This is a genomic window from Pseudomonas sp. Z4-20 (genome assembly GCF_051131955.1).
Taxonomy (GTDB): Bacteria; Pseudomonadota; Gammaproteobacteria; order Pseudomonadales; family Pseudomonadaceae; genus Aquipseudomonas; species Aquipseudomonas marvdashtae.
Window position 1 is genome coordinate 728,808 of the sequence record NZ_CP071641.1, and the last position, 15,474, is coordinate 744,281.

The following is a 15,474-nucleotide window of genomic DNA, read 5'->3' on the forward strand; positions in this document are numbered from 1 at the left end:
CCATGTCCAATCTCGTCCAGCCAAACGCCACGGCGCCGGAATCCGAACACGGGCACTCGGACGCCAGCTCCATGACCCTGTTCGGCTTCTGGGTCTACATGATGACCGACTGCATTTTGTTCGCAACGCTGTTCGCGACCTATGCGGTACTCGGCCAGAGCGTCGCCGGCGGCCCTGGCTCCGCCGACATTTTCGAATTGCCCTACGTGCTGACGGAAACGTTCATCCTGCTGTTCAGCAGCATTACCTACGGCTTCGCCATGCTCGCCCTGAGCGCCGGCCAGAAGCAGAAGGTATTGGCCTGGCTCGGCCTGACGTTCGTTCTTGGCCTGGCGTTCATCGGCATGGAAGTCCATGAGTTCCAGAAGCTCATTGCCGAAGGCTACGGCCCCAACCGCAGCGCCTTCCTCACCGGTTTCTTCACGCTGGTAGGCACCCACGGCCTGCATGTCACCACGGGCCTGATCTGGATGGCGGTGGTGATGTTCCAAGTGCAACGCAACGGCCTGACCACCGTCAACGCCACCCGCATGGGATGCCTGAGCCTGTTCTGGCACTTCCTCGACGTGGTGTGGATTTGTGTGTTTACCGTGGTCTATCTGTTTGGAGTGATGTAGATGAGCAATCTTCAGAGCAGCGTCGATGCCAGCCACGGCAGCGCAAAGTCCTACCTCACCGGGTTCGTTCTCTCGGTCATCCTTACCGTGATCCCGTTCGCCCTGGTGATGTATCCCACATTGCCAAAGTCCATGACGGCCGGGATCGTGGCGGTATTTGCGGTGATCCAGATCGTCGTGCACCTGATCTATTTCCTGCACCTGGACTTCTCACCGCAGCAACGCTGGAACCTGACGGCGCTGGTGTTCTCCACGGTGGTGATTGCGCTGTTGGTGGGGCTGTCGCTGTGGATCATGTACAGCGTGCATCACAACATGTTGGCCCATTGAGGCGGTACGGCGACCCGCTCTTCGTGGCGAGGGAGCTTGCTCCCGCTGGGTCGCGCAGCGGCCCTAAGATTTTGGGTCTGCTGCGCAGCCCAGCGGGAGCAAGCTCCCTCGCCACAGAAACCTCTTCAGCCTCACAGGTTTATTTCACGTCCACCAATACCGAACCAGATGAAAGAAGATCGGCGCGGCGAAGCACACCGAGTCCAACCGGTCGAGCATGCCGCCGTGGCCTTCGATCATGTGCCCCCAATCCTTGACGCCGCGGTCGCGCTTGATCGCCGACATGACGATGCCGCCGGCAAAGCCCAGCAGGTTGATCAGCAAGGCGATGAGGAACGACTGCCACGGGTTGAACGGCGTGATCCACCACAACGCGCCACCAATCAGCGAGGCCAGGAAAATCCCGCCGACAAAGCCCTCGACGGTTTTCGACGGCGACAGGTTTGGCGCGATCTTGTGCTTGCCGAACAGCTTGCCGCAGACGTACTGCAACACATCCGACAGCTGCACCACGATCACCAGGTAGGCGATCAGCAGCAGGTTGCGCCCTTCGAAACCGGCGATGTCCAAGGTCAATAAGGCCGGCACGAAGGAGATGCAGAACACCGCGATCATCAGCCCCCATTGCACCTTGGAAGCGCGCTCGAGGAAGTGTGTGCTGTCGCCGCCCAGGGACGCGAGGATCGGCAGCAGCAGGAACACGTACACCGGGATGAAAATCGAAAACAGCCCGTACCAGTCGAAGTAGATCAGCAGGTATTGCAGCGGCAACGCCAGGTAGAACGCCGCTACCAGGGCCGGGTAGTCACTGCGTCGCGTGGGCGTGAGCGTCAGGAATTCCCGCAGGGCATAGAACGATACCGCGTAGAACAACAGGATCACCGCCGCATTGCCGAGCCAGAACGCGATGCCGATCACCAGCACCATGATCCACCAGGCGTTGATCCGGGCGTTGAGGTTCTCGATGACCGAATTCGGCGCGCCTTTTGTCCGCAGCTTGAGAATGAAACCGACCAGCGAAGCCAGCAGCAGAATCGCGCCGATCCCGCCAAACAACATCAAGGTATATCGATCCATGTCAGACGTGCTCCGGGGCCAGCGCCAGCAGTGCGGCGCGGCTGCGTTCAAGAAAGTGCTCTTTGCTTTCGCCGTCCTCGATGCGCAGCGGCGCACCGAAACTGGTGGTGCACAGCAGCGGCAGCGGCAGCACCCGGCCCTTGGGCATGACGCGGTTGAGGTTGGCGATCCACACCGGGATCACTTCGACCTCGGGGTGGCTTTTCATCAAGTGATAGATCCCGCTCTTGAACGGCAGCAGGCCTTCGTCCGGATTGCGCGTGCCCTCCGGGAAGATGATCAGCGAGTCGCCGTTTTCCAGCGCATCGAGCATCGGCTGCAAGGGGCTGTAGGACGGGTCCTTGCGCTCACGATCCACCAGCACGCCGTTGAACACCCGATTGATGATGTAGCGGCGCATCGGGCTGGTCTGCCAATAGTCGGCCCCGGCAACCGGGCGGGTGAGCTTGCGCAGCGCCGGCGGCAGCGAGGCCCAGAGCAACACGAAGTCGCCGTGGCTGCTGTGGTTGGCGAAGTAGATCCGCTGCACCGGCGTCGGCGCGCAGCCGAGCCACAGGCTGCGAGCGCCGGTGACCATGCGCGCGGCGGAGGTGATGAGATTGGCGACCACGGGTTCGAACATGAGGATTCCTTGTCCTGAAAGCTTTGGTTTTATGCGACTTCTATAGCTGACAAACCATCGTGGCGAGGGAGCTTGCTCCCGCTGGGCTGCGCAGCAGACCCATTAGGCTTCAATGTAATCAGCCTGACACAACGCAGTGCTTGGTTTTGGGGCCGCTGCGCCCGAAGCGTCGGACCGGCCCAGCGGGAGCAAGCTCCCTCGCCACAAAGCCATCTTTTCCTGTAATTCATTGTTTAAACACCAGAGAACATCAGCCAGGGACTGGCCAGAATGACGCTCACCGTCAACACCGCTTGCGTAGCCACCGACAAGGCTTGGCGGCGAAGCAGTCGCATCGAACCGTGGCTGCGCTCGGGCCATGAACGCCCGCCACGCTCGACCGGTTGCAGGCCGAGATTGGCGAGGGCTGCGTCCAGCGCCTCGGTGCGTTCGGTCAGCGGCTTGCCGGCATCCGCGACGATCTGAAACAGGTCGGCATCAAACGCCACGCGAAACGCCAGATATTTCTCCTGCATGCCGAGAACGAACACGCCGAAGCTCATCAACAATAACCACGGATCGATGCTGCCCACCAGCCATTGGCCCAGGCCGATCAGTGCCGCCAGCAGCGTCAGGCCAGTGGAAAGCTGGTCCAGCGACTGACCGCGCCGCAACAGACTCGCCACGGTGTGCAGTTCCATGTCGCTGCTCATGACCATGCCCCGAATCCCTTGGACAGTTGCTCCAACGCCTGGCGATGGGCCGGGTGCAACACGATACCCGGCCGGGCTTGGCGAATCTGGGCGATGGCCGCGTCGACACTCTCGGCGCGACCGCTGTCCAGCAACCACGCCGCCACGGCGGTGGCGCTGCGCGAATAACCGAGGGCGCAGCAGACCAGCACCGGCCCGTGCTGGCGCAGCTGCTCAATCATCTGCGCCGCGTCCAGGCACTGCTCGGCCGTCGGTGCCGTCAGGTCGAGCACCGGCAAGCTGCGATAGGCGATTGCCGTGCTGTCCATCGACAACTCGGCGCAGAGGTCGAGCACGCCAGTAAACGGGCTGCTTTTAAGCGACGCCGAGGTAGGAATTCGTCCGAGCCAGACGTCATCCGCGATCTGATCCGGCTGAGGATGCTTGCGCGTCCACACGCGGGAATTGATCCAGGCCGCCGCCAGATACGGCGCCAACAACCAACGCACCGCCGGGCTCAACCGGCCATCCTCACGCTTCTGGAACCCGCTGGCGCCGAACACCAGGTAGTTCAGCGCGACCATGAGTACCGCGACCGCCGGCCAGATTAGCCAGAGCCAGGTGCCACCGAAGGCGAACGCCAAGGTGAAGAACCCCGCGGCGCCCAGGCCATAACGCAAGGCCAGTTTCCGGCGGGCGGAGTCGCTCGTCAGCCGGGCACTTCGCAGCGGACTCGGCCGGTCCAGCGGCCACAACCACACGCACAACCAACCGGCCAACGCGCCGGTGGGCACGTCGACAAAGTGGTGTTGATAGGTGGTCAGCACCGACACGCCAATCAAGGCGAACCAGCCGTGCATCAACCAACGCCAAATACCTTGCAGGTGGCGTTGATAGCAAACCCAAAGCACCACCAGCAGCGCGATGTGCAGCGACGGTGCTTGGTTGAACGGCTTGTCGAAGCCCGCCAGCACGTCGAACATCCAGCCGAACACGCCATCCATTTCTGGCCGTGGGAAGGTAAACGTCAGCGGCCAGAGCAGGAAACAACTGACCGCAATCACCTGGGCCGTGAGCAGGCGCAAGGCGTGGCGCTTGAGTTCGTCGCGGCTGTTGGGCAGCAGGAGGGACAGGCCGTAGAGCAGGTCAATCGACCAGTACGGCACGATGGTCCAGGCCATGAATGGCATGTGGGTTTCCCAGGCGAACACCAGCGTGCCGACATCGTCGCGCTGGGCGGTGACCCAGGTGGCGAAGCCGTAGGTAGTGAAGAACAGCGGCGCGAGCAACAGCAGCCAGAGCACCGCCGGTTTCAGCAGTGCCGGTTCGCGGGCCGGAGCAATGACGGCGCTCATTACTGCACTCGCTGAGCCAGGGAAACGCTGAAAATGCCCCATTCATCGACCCGCAGGGTGATCTTGCGGAAACCCGCCGCCTCAACCAGTTGATCCATTTCCGCTTGCGTACGTCGGCGCATCACCCAGGCCTGGCCGGCGCGGTGGCTGGTCAGGGCGCGGGCGATCAATTCCAGCTGCGGGTGCCATGGCTGGCCGGTGTAGACCAGGAATCCGCCAGGCTCAACGGCTTCGGCCAGACCGGCGAGGGACGCGCCGACCATCTGGTTGTCGGCAAACAACTCGTACAAGCCGGACACCACGGCCAGGGTCGGCTTGGGCTCCAGCGCCGCCAAGTCCTGACGATCGAAGGCATCGCCTTTGACGAACTGCGCAATGTCACCCAGGCCTTTTTCAACGATCAGCGCATTGCCGTCGCGCACGTTGATGTCGCTGTAGTCGCGCAGCAGGATAGACTCCGGCAGCGGACTGACGCCTTGCAGCGCTTCGAGAATGTAACGGCCATGGCCGGCGGCGATGTCGACGATACGCACCTCGCGGTCCTGCTCGTGCAGCTTGCCCATGGCCAGGCGCAGCAACTCCTCGACGTGCAATTTGCGTTGGCGAATGCCGCGCCAGCCGATGGAGTTCAGGTAGTTCTGGTCGATCACTTTGCCCAGCGCCGAAGTGCCGGTAGGGCGATTGCGGTAGACGTAATCCAGGGTGCTGCCGGAGTCGAACCCGGTGTCGAAGCCCAACTTCACGCCAGCCGACAACTTGCTGCCAAAGCGCATGCTGGCGCGGGTCATGCGCCAGTAAAGATCACGCAGCGAATTGTGCGGCAGCGGCGTGGCGAGGGTTTCCGCTTCGGCGCAGGTCACGCCCAGGCGATCGGCATCCAGCAGGGAAGGGCGGTCCAGCGGGCGGGCAAAGTTTTGCAGGATGAAACGGCGGGCGCTGGCAATGGCCGGAGCACGGTTCTTCTCACCGAGGGTGTCGTGGAAGAACCCCGGCAGGACGTGCTTTTCCTTGTGCAGGCTGCCCAGCCGCTCGAAGAACTGTTCCTGGGGTTTGCGGTGCACGACGAAGTCGGAACCGGAGATCAACAGCTGCGTCGGCACCTGGATCGCCTGGGCATCGGCGACAACCCGGTCGGCCGCTTCGTACAGGCCCAGTAGCACGTTCACCGAAATCGCCTTGGTGATCAGCGGGTCGTTGTCGTAGGACGCCACGCGCTCCGGGTCATGGCTGAGGAACTTGGCCTTGACGTAACTGTTGACGAAAAAGTTGCCACGAAACTTGCGCATCAACGCCAGGCCCGGACGGGCAAACGGCACGTAGAGCTTGACCTTGAAGGCCGGCGACGCCAGCACCAGCGAGCGAATGCGCGGCGCGTAGTCATGGACCCAAGTGGACGCAATCACCGCGCCGACGCTTTGCGCCACCACGGCAATGTTCTGTTCGTCGATCTGATGCGTGGCGCCGATGTGATCGCAGAACGTCTGCACATCTCGCGCACTGGTGGCGAAACTCGGGCTGTCGCCGCGAGCGCCCGGCGACTGGCCATGGCCGCGCGCGTCCCAGGCGAAAAACTCGAACCCGGGCAAATCCAGTTCATCCACCAAGTGCGCAATGCGCCCGGAGTGTTCATGACCACGATGAAACAACAACACCGCCTGACGGGGTTCACCCGCAACAGTGTCGACAGCCGGCCAGTGCCGGTAGAACAACTCCACGCCATCGTGGGTGGTGAACGTCAATTCCTGGGCTTCGCGCATTGCAACTTCCTTATGCTGAGGGGGCGTTTTCCGACACTTGGCTCAGGCCATGACGGACCCGATTGACCAAGGTATAAACCAGCAGGGCGGCAACCACCGCCATCACACCATTCACCCAGAGCGCCCCGAGCCAACCCAGGGCAATACCGGTCGCCAGCACGCCGAACACAAAGGCGCGATCACTCTTGCCCATCGGCCCGTCATAGCGCCGCGAAGCCCCGACCATCGCCCCTAGCACGCCGGCGTATTCGCTGAACAACGCCAACAGCGCGACCAACAACACGAGCAACAGACTGGTATCGGCAAACAGGGCAAAAGGCAGGATCAGGGCGGCGTCGGCGATGATATCGCATAGCTCATTCAGGTACGCGCCCAGATGCGATTGCTGGCCAAACTCCCGCGCCAACATGCCGTCCACCGCATTCAATGCCATGCGCAGGAACATCCAGATCGGCACCAGGACGAAAATCCACGGATGGCTGGCGAACCAGGCAACCACCGCCCCCACCAACACGGACACGATGCCGGCCAGGAGCGTGACCTGATTGGCGGTGACGCCGTTGTTGTAAAGGCGCTGGACGGTGGGGCGGAGCAGATTCTGGAAGGCGGGCTTGAGTTGATAGATGGAGGGCATTGGGTCTGTGATCTCGGCCGGATTCGGGGCTGGGCTTGTGCAGGTGCGAGATTACGATAGGTTGAGGGGGGACGGCGGGTATTTCTTGAGAATGTGCGCGGGTAGGCATCTATTCGCGCATTTATCTGCATGAAACACCCTGGGAGATATGAAAAACGCTGAACCTGTGGCGAGGGAGCTTGCTCCCGCTGGGCTGCGCAGCAGCCCCAAAGCTAACCCCCAGCCCGCAACGGGCCGCCGACCGGGACGTACTCGACCGGTGCTTCCCCGGGCAGGTTTTTTATGGGGTCTTCGGTATTACCGTAGCCTTCTTCCTTGAGATTAATCGAATGCACGCTGTGCTCGCGGGCGGTGCTGTCGGTGAGCTTGGTGAATAGGCGGTGATCGGCGGGGAGTGTGAAGCGATCGCCGGGGTGGAGTTGGGCGAAGGTGAGGGTTGGAGGGGTCATGGTGGCGGGCTCCGAGGTTTGGTTGCTCTCTTTAGAATTGAGAGCGCTCGCCGGATTGGGTTCCGTTTTCTTACAGCCGTCGTCCTGAAATCCGCAGCATCGATAACTGGCCGACATCGCCTTGCGCCTTTGCCTACAACTACGCCAGAATCCGCCGGCTTGTGCGCCTGGGGCGTTTCCAGTTTCTCGTATAACGCCGACTCCAACTGGGGAGGTAAAGGGTTGCTGTAGGGTAAGCGATGTTCTCGATCTGTTAATTAAGAAGTCATCTACCTCCCCCTTTCTTGTCCTTAGCACGCTGGAAACAGCTGACTCTGCCGTAGCCCTGTCCGGAAATGTAGAAGCAGTAGGTACGCGAGGCTCCGAATCGAGGCGTCTCCTCAGTTGATCTTCAGAGCGCCCGACATGTTTTTCTATCAAATGCCCACCTCGAGCCTCATGCGCAGCCAAACCTCCCCCCGGCACAATTTCGCTGAACGGCCCATCCGCCTCAATATCACCAGGACACTGACAGGCTAACCCCAACGGATCCACCCACCCCGTCGGGTTCAGGGTATACCGATACCCATTGAGCCCACCCTTGAGCTTGCTCGGATCCAGCGTCAGGTACCGTCCCGTCTCCGGATTGTAGTACCGGTGCCGGTTGTAGTGCAGGCCGCTTTCCCGGTCGTGGTATTGGCCTTGAAAACGCAGTGGTTGGTGCAGTCTCGGACCGCCACCGTGGCGCAGTTCGGTGAGTTTGCCGTAGCCGTTGTACCGCGCCGCCCAGACCACTTCGCCTTGGTGGCTAGTGAGTTCCTGGGGCGTGCCGAGGTGGTCGAGGTGGTAGTAGAACGGCGTGGCTTTTTCTGGGCCTTCGCCTTCGAGCAGGGCGAGGGGGCGGAAGGTGCCGGGTTCGTAGATGTAGCTTTGGTAGTGCTGGTCGCTGCTTTCGGCGACGACTTGGTCGCCTTGCCAGATAAACTCAGTGGTCTGGTCGTCCACGGTCTTGCTGATGCGTCGGCCGAAGGCGTCGTAGCGGTAGGACGTTTCGTTGCCGTCCGGGCCGGTGACGCCGATGAGGCGGTGTTGGCTGTCGTAGCGGTATTCGGTGACGAGGCATTGGGCTGTGCCGCGGCGTTCGCGGATCAGGTTGCCGTAGGCGTCGTAGTCGTAGTGGCGGTCGCCCTCCATCAAGAGTCGGTTGCCCTTGAGGGTGGTCGGGCCGGGGCGGTCTTGCATCAGCAGGTTGCCGGCCGGGTCGTGGGCGAAGCGTTCCGGGGCTTGGCTGTGGGCGTAGTCGATGCGCAGCAGGCGATCTTGCTGGTCGTATTGGTAGCTGCGGCGGTTTCGTGTGTCGGACAGCGCGGCGAGGTTGCCATTGGAGTCGTAGGAATAATCGCGCCAGAACAATTGCTGTTGCTGGGTCTGCCACACGGTCTGGGCCTTGAGGCGGCCTTGTTCGTCGTAGCTGTAGTCGCTGAGCAATAGACCCTGCTGGCGTTGCTGTTCGCGTCCGCCTTTGAAGCGGTGCTCGGTCAGGCACGTGCCGTTGAGGTCGATGGCGATGAGCGCGCCGCCCGGGAGGTGGCGATAGTCGAGGGTGCTGCGATCCGGCAGGCGGCAATGAATTAAACGACCAGTTTTGTCATATCGATAACGCAGGGTGGCCCAGCCTTGGTGTTCGGCGACGAGGCGGTCTTGCGCGTCGTATTCGTAGGCCAGCGGCCAATGGCCGTCGTCGACACTGACCAGACGCCCAAGGCCGTCGTAGCGGTACTCAACCGTTTCGCCGTCGGGCAAGGTCTTGCGCAGCAGGCGTCCTGCAGAATCCCTTTGGTAAGCGGTGACCCGTTGATTACCGTCGGAACCAAACTCGGTCTTTTCCAGCAGGTGACCGTTGAGGTCGTAGGCGTAGCCGGTGCGCTGGCCGTCGAAGCCGGTTTCCTGTCGGATCAGTCCGTTGGGCGTGTAGTCCAGCTGATATTTTTCACCGGATTCGTTCTCGATTTCGGTCAGCAACAGCCGCGCCGAGTCATAGCGGTATTTCAGCTCGCTGCCGTCGGGGTTGAGGCGGCGGCTGATCAGGTGCAGGTCGTCGGCGTATTCGTAGCGGGTGATGCGCCCCAGTTCGTCGCGTTCGGCGCTGACCTTGCCGTAGGCGTTGTAGCTCCAGGCGCGGGTTGCGCCGGTGGGCAAGGTGGTTTGCAGCAAACGGCCCACGGCGTCCCATTGGTAATGGGTGATGGCGCCATGTTCGTCCTGGCGGGTCAGCAAACGCCCGAGGGCGTCGTAGGAAAAGATCCGCTGGCTGTCGTCGGGCAGGATTTCTTCGGTCAACTGGCCTAGGCGATTACGGACAAAAGTGTGCTGGCTGCCGTCCGGGTAGCGGATGGAGATCAGCTGGCCTTGGGTGTCGTAGGAGTACCAGGTGCTGTGGCGATCCGGGTCGATGGCCTCGATCACATCGCCCTGTTCATTGCGCCGGTAGGTCCACACCGCGTTGCCGCGATGCCGGGCGTGCAGGAAACCGTTGCGGTACTCGTAGGACGTGGGCTCGCCTTCGGGCGGAATCAGCGCCACCAGCCGTCCGACTTCGTCGTAGCGGTATTCGGTCACCGCGCCGAGTGGATCCTGCTCAGCGACCAGCCGACCCTGTTCGTCATAGGCCTTGAGGTGTTCGCCGCCATCAGGATCGACTTGGCGCACCAGCCGCGCCCGGTCGTCATGGACGTACACTTCCCGGCTGCCATCGAGGTTCTGGACCGTGACGCTACCGTCCTCGCCCCAGCTGTAGCGGCTGTCCATTTGTGCGAACGAGGCCCAGTGCCGCACGCAGCGGGCCGCCGGGCCGAGGCCTTGCCATTCCCAATAAAAACTCGCCCCGCCAGCCAGTTGCCGTTGGAGGATGACGTGCTGGTCGTCGTAGTCGTAGCGTTCACTTTCGCCGGCGGCGTTGGTCGCTTCGATGAGTCGCCAACGCGCGTCGTAGCGGTAGCTCACCAGCGTCTGTTCGGTGCGCCAGGCTTCGTCCGGCAGCAGTTCCAGGTGAAAACTCTGGTAGTCGATGGCGACCAGGTGGCGGTGTTCGTAGCGCAGGCGCAGGCAGCGCCGAGCGCCGTTGTCCAGGCGGCTGATGTCGCCGTAGATGTTGCGCTGGATCGTCAGGCGGTTGTCGTACCGATCGCTCAGGGCGATCAGATGACCGTCGCGAAAGTGTAGGAAAGGCACACCGTCGCCGGGTTGGGCGATGATCAGCTCGTCCGGTTCGCGGCTCAGGTAGATCGCCGCACGGGCCAGGCTGTTGTGGATCGCCGGGCGTTGCAGGTGTGGTCGAGGAAATGTGGTGCGGCGGTTTTCCTGGTCGATCCAGATGACCTGCTCGCCTTCGATCAACAGGCGATGGGCCAGGGCATGACTCCAGCCACGGCCGAGGCCAATGTCCAGGTCGGCAGCGCTGGTGCGATAAAGACGGGTGAAGACGAAGGGCAAACGCCCGTCGAGGGTGCCGTCTTCCAGGGTCAGCAGTTCTTCGCCGGTGACCATCGACACCGGGCAGCCGTGGGTGCGGGTCTGGTCGGCGTTGTCGGCGGGATCGCCGTTGGGGTTTTTCGATTGGGCGGGGGCGTCGTCGTGGGGTTCGTATTTGCTTAGCTGTGTAGAAGGCAGGGATTTTTCCCGCACGACCGGGAGCGGATTACTGACCGACAGCGGCGCGGAATCCCCAGCGGTGATCTGTAAAGGCGTGACCGGCGCCGGTCCCGCCGATGTTCCTCGGCCGTTGATCACCAGCGGTTTCAGTGCATCGGTATGTTTGTCGAGGCGATCGCCGCCGAGTTGCCCCAGGCGCTGGCTCGAGGCCTTCAACCACCCCCGGGCCCTTTCCGAACGGATCAATTTCAGCGCCTTGCCGCTCAGGCTTAGCCCCAAACCCAGGCCACCGGTGACAGCCGTCAAAAGGAAGTTGATCAGCACCGAGGCGCGCATTTCGCCCATGACTTCGGTCACATACTGCGGCGGCAGCATCTGCAGCCAACTGGTGAAGGCCGCGGTGTAGACGAAGAGCAAAGGCTCGTCACTCAAGATCATCAGGGCCTTGGCAATCGCCTGCGATGAAGCTTTCACCAATTGCTCAAGCTCGACCTCGGTGAGGTATTCCAGCAACTTTTCACTGTTGGCCTGCAGGTCCGCCAACAGATTAAAGATCTGTTTGACGTTGTCCCACAGTCCATACACGGCTCTTTCAAAACCGCGCTGCTCGGCTTCTTGCAAGACGTTGAAGCGCTTCACGAAGCCGCTTTCGGAGAACTCTTTCCAGAGCGGTTGAAACTCGTTCCACTCGGCTTTCAGCCAACCTTCTAGCTCGGCGATCACGAGGTGGTAGGAGGCGTACAAAGCCTTCACATGATCGGTCGTGACATCAGGGAAAAAAGTGATGCGGTAACGCTGGCCGCGATCGCACTCGGGGATCTCCAAGATCCCGCTGGGGCCGATAACGTGACGGACTGGCTCGCCAAATACTTCCTTCCCCTGCTCGCCCCCGATGACCGGTTCGAGCATCACCGGTGTGTCGCCGATTGGCACGAAACGCGAGGACTGGAACATGTGCACCAGCGTCAACGGGCCCTGGGCCGGGCAGGCCGCCACTACGGCGCTGACCTGCTTGCCGCCATTTTTCGCTGGTGCGAGCGACACCTCGTTGCCCACCTTGAACATCTGTTCGATGTCCAACGCCCGACCAGTCCAGAAACGTTCCGCCCAGCTGTCGTAGTCGTTCAGGCAGTGGCGAAAGTCCTGCAACACCGCCTCGACATCCGGCTGGTCAGAATCCATGGCTGCCATCACCAGCGAACCGATGATGTTGCCCTGGGCAAGGATTTTGTCGTAGTTGGCCATGCAGACATCTCGCAACACAGAGGTGGGCGCGAGACTGTGCCGGGGTTGGCTGAAGAAATAAGTCAGGGAAGGTGACAGTACGTGTAGGGCAAATCCCTAATTCATCCAGCCATTAAAAAAATCGCCCCTTTGGCACCGATAACATCGTTTCTCGGGGGCGCGGCTTTTCCCTATATTGGCCCACAGATCCGGCGGATGGCTCAACGTCCGCCCCCTCAGTGCGAGTAGTCACAATGAACAAAAAACCTGACAGCGCAGGGCTGATCAACGCAGGAGCGGGCACCCGGGCGGTGTGGGGAGGGGAGCAAGTCAGGCATCCCTACAACGCCACCCAGACCCCCATCGTGGTCAGCGCTGCATACGGTTACGACGACATCGACGTCTGGTACGACGTCGCGCTGGGCAAGGCCCCCGGTTTCATTTACAGCCGCATGAGCAACCCCACTGTCGAGACCGTCGAAGCGAAGATTCGCGAGCTGGAAATGGCTGAGTCCGCCGTGGCGTTCAGCAGCGGCATGGCGGCGATCAGCAGCGTGCTCTACACCTTCCTCGCCAATGGCGATCGCGTGGTCTCGACCAAGGACAGCTATGGCGGCACCAACAAGATCTTCGAAGAATTCCTGCCGCGCACCGGCGTCGCGGTGACCTTGTGCGAGACCTTCGACCATGAGGAAATCGAGCGCGAAATCGCCAAGGGCTGCCAGGTGCTGTATCTGGAAACGCCGACCAACCCGACCTTGAAAATACTCGACATCCGCCGTCTGGTCGCCGCCGCAAAACGCGTCGGCGCCGTGGTGGTGGCGGACAATACCTTCGCCACGCCGCTGAACCAGAACCCGCTGGCGTTGGGCGTGGACGTGGTGATCCACAGCGCGACCAAATTCCTCAGCGGCCACGGCGATGTGCTCGGCGGCCTGGTGTGCGGCAGCGAAGCCTTGATGGCGAAGGTGCGTCACTACCGGGAAATCAACGGCGCGACACTCGATCCGTTCTCGGCCTACATGATCATCCGTGGCATGAAGACCCTGGCCCTGCGCATGCGCCAACAGCAGTCCAGCGCCCGCGCCCTGGCCGACTATCTCTGCACCGAACCCTTGGTGGAATCGGTCAACTATCCCGGCCTGCCGAGCCATCCGAATCACGCCGTGGCCTGTGCGCAAATGTCCGGTTTCGGCGCCATCGTCAGTTTTGTCCTGAAGGGCGGCATGGACACGGTCAAGGTGCTGTTGCCGCGCCTACGGTTTGCTCATTGCGCGGGCAATCTTGGCGCGGTGGAAACCATCTATGGCCCGGCCCGCACCACCAGTCATGTCGAAAATACTTTAGAGGAACGCCTCGCCCTGGGCATATCCGAAGGGCTGGTGCGGGTCTCGGTCGGCATCGAAGACACGGACGATCTGGTGGACGATCTGAAACAGGCATTCGCCTTCGTCAGAAAGACCCTTGATCCGCAACTCAATGAAGTCCACAGCGAGACCGCAAACTGAAGTCAGCAAGTTGATAACCCCGCGACAAGGCTGTCAGCGGGGCGTTCATGAATAGGAATAATAATAAAAGCTCAGCGGCGCTTGTCTGACTCGCGCAGACGCAGATGCGCGCCCTGGCATTTCATGAGAACAACCCATGTCCCTAACAGAACAACAAAGCAGTACGCGGGCCGGCTTCAAACAGGAAATGCAGACGCGCCATATCGTCATGCTCGCCTTGGGCGGCGTGATCGGCACCGGGCTGTTCCTGACTTCCGGCTACACCGTCAACCAGGCCGGCCCGATGGGCGCGGTGATCGCCTACATCATCGGCGCGCTGATGGTTTACATGGTGATGATGTGCCTCGGTGAACTGGCGGTGCAGATGCCGGAAACCGGCTCTTTCAGCACCTACGCCACGCGCTTCCTCGGCCCCGGCACTGGCTATACCGTGGCTTGGCTGTATTGGCTGACGTGGACGGTGGCGATCGGTTCCGAGTTCACCGCCGCCGGCATCCTCATGACCCGCTGGTTTCCCGACACACCGGTGTGGATCTGGAGCGCACTGTTCGCGGGCTTGGTGTTTTTGACCAACGTGATTTCGGTGCGGCTGTTCGCCGAAACCGAGTTTTGGCTTTCGCTGATCAAAGTGCTGACCGTGGTGGTGTTCCTGCTGATCGGCGGTGGCGCAATTCTGGGCCTGTTGAACATCGATCAGGTCCACAGCATCGGCTTGAGTAACTTCACTCGCGAAGGGCTTTTCCCTACGGGTTTCATGCCGATTGCGATGACGCTGCTGGCGGTGTCCTTCGCGTTTTCCGGCACTGAACTGATCGGCATCGCCGCCGGCGAAACCAAGGACCCACAACGCAATGTGCCCCGCGCCATCCGCACCACCGTGCTGCGCCTGGCGGTGTTTTTCGTCGGGACCATTTTTGTCCTGGCGACGCTGCTGCCGCGCGAACAGGCCGGTCTGGTGGAGAGCCCGTTCGTCACCGTTTTCACCTACATCGGCATTCCGTATTCGGCCGACATCATGAACTTCGTGATCATCACCGCCTTGCTGTCGGCGGCCAACTCTGGTCTATACGCCGCCTCGCGGATGCTCTGGACCCTCAGCGACCAAGGCCACCTGCCCAAGCAGTTCTCGTCCCTGACCCGCATGGGCACGCCGCTTAACGCGATCATCGTCAGCATGGCCGGCGGCGCCGCCTCGCTGCTCAGCAGCGTGTTTGCCGCCGACACCATCTACCTGGCGCTGGTGTCGATTTCCGGCCTCGCCGTGGTGGTGGTATGGATGAGCATCGCCGCAAGCCAGATAGCGTTCCGTCGGCACTTCGTCGCCAATGGCGGCGATGTGCGCGACCTGACGTTCCGCGTCCGTGGTTATCCGTGGGTACCGCTGGGAGCGTTGGTTTGCTGCAGCCTGGCGTGCGTAGGCATTGCCTTCGACCCAGAGCAACGGGTGGCGCTGTACTTCGGCTTGCCCTTCATCGCCTGGTGTTACTTCGTGTATTACATTACTCGCAAAGGCCGCCAGAGACGCTTGTCGGTCGCCCTTGCGGCACAACCGTCCGACGCGTTCTAAACCGCGTCGACGGGCGGGCAAACGGGCCCGGTG

General features: G+C 61.7%; 11 protein-coding genes. 4 read left to right on the forward strand and 7 right to left on the reverse strand.

Going from position 1 to position 15,474, the window contains the following annotated elements:
• The first annotated feature begins 2 nt into the window (after positions 1 to 2).
• Both cyoC and cyoD read left to right on the forward strand, forming a co-directional pair.
• Positions 3 to 617 (forward strand): cytochrome o ubiquinol oxidase subunit III, encoded by a 615-nt coding sequence (gene cyoC / locus J3P82_RS03515; protein WP_434560736.1) that lies wholly within the window; start codon positions 3 to 5, stop codon positions 615 to 617.
• Positions 618 to 947 (forward strand): cytochrome o ubiquinol oxidase subunit IV, encoded by a 330-nt coding sequence (cyoD, locus tag J3P82_RS03520; protein WP_186641099.1) that lies wholly within the window; start codon positions 618 to 620, stop codon positions 945 to 947. It begins immediately after the preceding gene.
• A gap of 144 nt (positions 948 to 1,091) precedes the next feature.
• On the opposite strand, the gene J3P82_RS03525 is transcribed toward cyoD, so the two are convergent.
• From J3P82_RS03525 to J3P82_RS03555, 7 genes are all read right to left on the reverse strand, one after another.
• Complete coding sequence (locus J3P82_RS03525) at positions 1,092 to 2,024, reverse strand: phosphatidate cytidylyltransferase (protein WP_186614607.1); 933 nt, start codon at positions 2,022 to 2,024, stop codon at positions 1,092 to 1,094.
• 1 nt (position 2,025) lies between these two features.
• Positions 2,026 to 2,646: a lysophospholipid acyltransferase family protein gene (locus J3P82_RS03530; protein WP_434560738.1), complete on the reverse strand. Its 621-nt coding sequence runs from the start codon at positions 2,644 to 2,646 to the stop codon at positions 2,026 to 2,028.
• A gap of 233 nt (positions 2,647 to 2,879) precedes the next feature.
• The gene (locus J3P82_RS03535; protein ID WP_434563676.1) at positions 2,880 to 3,338 is read right to left on the reverse strand and encodes a hypothetical protein; all 459 of its coding nucleotides are present in this window, start codon (positions 3,336 to 3,338) and stop codon (positions 2,880 to 2,882) included.
• On the reverse strand, positions 3,335 to 4,672 hold the full coding sequence (locus J3P82_RS03540; RefSeq protein WP_434560740.1) for a phosphatase PAP2/dual specificity phosphatase family protein: 1,338 nt from the start codon (positions 4,670 to 4,672) through the stop codon (positions 3,335 to 3,337). Before J3P82_RS03540 ends, J3P82_RS03535 begins: the two co-directional genes overlap by 4 nt.
• Positions 4,672 to 6,429, reverse strand: coding sequence for a bifunctional alpha/beta hydrolase/class I SAM-dependent methyltransferase (locus J3P82_RS03545; RefSeq protein WP_434560742.1), 1,758 nt, complete (start codon positions 6,427 to 6,429; stop codon positions 4,672 to 4,674). The genes J3P82_RS03540 and J3P82_RS03545 overlap by 1 nt, the downstream gene beginning before the upstream one ends.
• Before the next feature lie 10 nt (positions 6,430 to 6,439).
• Positions 6,440 to 7,063 (reverse strand): CDP-alcohol phosphatidyltransferase family protein, encoded by a 624-nt coding sequence (locus J3P82_RS03550; protein WP_434560744.1) that lies wholly within the window; start codon positions 7,061 to 7,063, stop codon positions 6,440 to 6,442.
• 212 nt (positions 7,064 to 7,275) lie between these two features.
• On the reverse strand, positions 7,276 to 12,387 hold the full coding sequence (locus J3P82_RS03555) for an RHS repeat-associated core domain-containing protein (RefSeq protein ID WP_434560746.1): 5,112 nt from the start codon (positions 12,385 to 12,387) through the stop codon (positions 7,276 to 7,278).
• A 233-nt stretch (positions 12,388 to 12,620) separates the two neighbouring features.
• Here J3P82_RS03555 and J3P82_RS03560 point away from each other — a divergent pair, with 233 nt between their 5' ends.
• On the forward strand, positions 12,621 to 13,874 hold the full coding sequence (locus J3P82_RS03560) for a cystathionine gamma-synthase family protein (RefSeq protein ID WP_434560748.1): 1,254 nt from the start codon (positions 12,621 to 12,623) through the stop codon (positions 13,872 to 13,874).
• A 136-nt stretch (positions 13,875 to 14,010) separates the two neighbouring features.
• Entirely contained in the window at positions 14,011 to 15,441 is a 1,431-nt protein-coding gene (locus J3P82_RS03565; protein ID WP_434560750.1) for an amino acid permease, read from the forward strand.
• The last annotated feature ends 33 nt before the right edge of the window (positions 15,442 to 15,474 follow it).

Coding starts and splice junctions, on each gene's coding strand:
- J3P82_RS03530 (WP_434560738.1), bottom strand. CDS start 2,646: ATGTTCGAACCCGTGGTCGCCAATCTCATCACCTCCGCCGCGCGCATG.
- cyoD (WP_186641099.1), top strand. CDS start 618: ATGAGCAATCTTCAGAGCAGCGTCGATGCCAGCCACGGCAGCGCAAAG.
- J3P82_RS03560 (WP_434560748.1), top strand. CDS start 12,621: ATGAACAAAAAACCTGACAGCGCAGGGCTGATCAACGCAGGAGCGGGC.
- J3P82_RS03540 (WP_434560740.1), bottom strand. CDS start 4,672: ATGAGCGCCGTCATTGCTCCGGCCCGCGAACCGGCACTGCTGAAACCG.
- J3P82_RS03550 (WP_434560744.1), bottom strand. CDS start 7,063: ATGCCCTCCATCTATCAACTCAAGCCCGCCTTCCAGAATCTGCTCCGC.
- cyoC (WP_434560736.1), top strand. CDS start 3: ATGTCCAATCTCGTCCAGCCAAACGCCACGGCGCCGGAATCCGAACAC.
- J3P82_RS03555 (WP_434560746.1), bottom strand. CDS start 12,387: ATGGCCAACTACGACAAAATCCTTGCCCAGGGCAACATCATCGGTTCG.
- J3P82_RS03565 (WP_434560750.1), top strand. CDS start 14,011: ATGTCCCTAACAGAACAACAAAGCAGTACGCGGGCCGGCTTCAAACAG.
- J3P82_RS03545 (WP_434560742.1), bottom strand. CDS start 6,429: ATGCGCGAAGCCCAGGAATTGACGTTCACCACCCACGATGGCGTGGAG.
- J3P82_RS03535 (WP_434563676.1), bottom strand. CDS start 3,338: ATGAGCAGCGACATGGAACTGCACACCGTGGCGAGTCTGTTGCGGCGC.
- J3P82_RS03525 (WP_186614607.1), bottom strand. CDS start 2,024: ATGGATCGATATACCTTGATGTTGTTTGGCGGGATCGGCGCGATTCTG.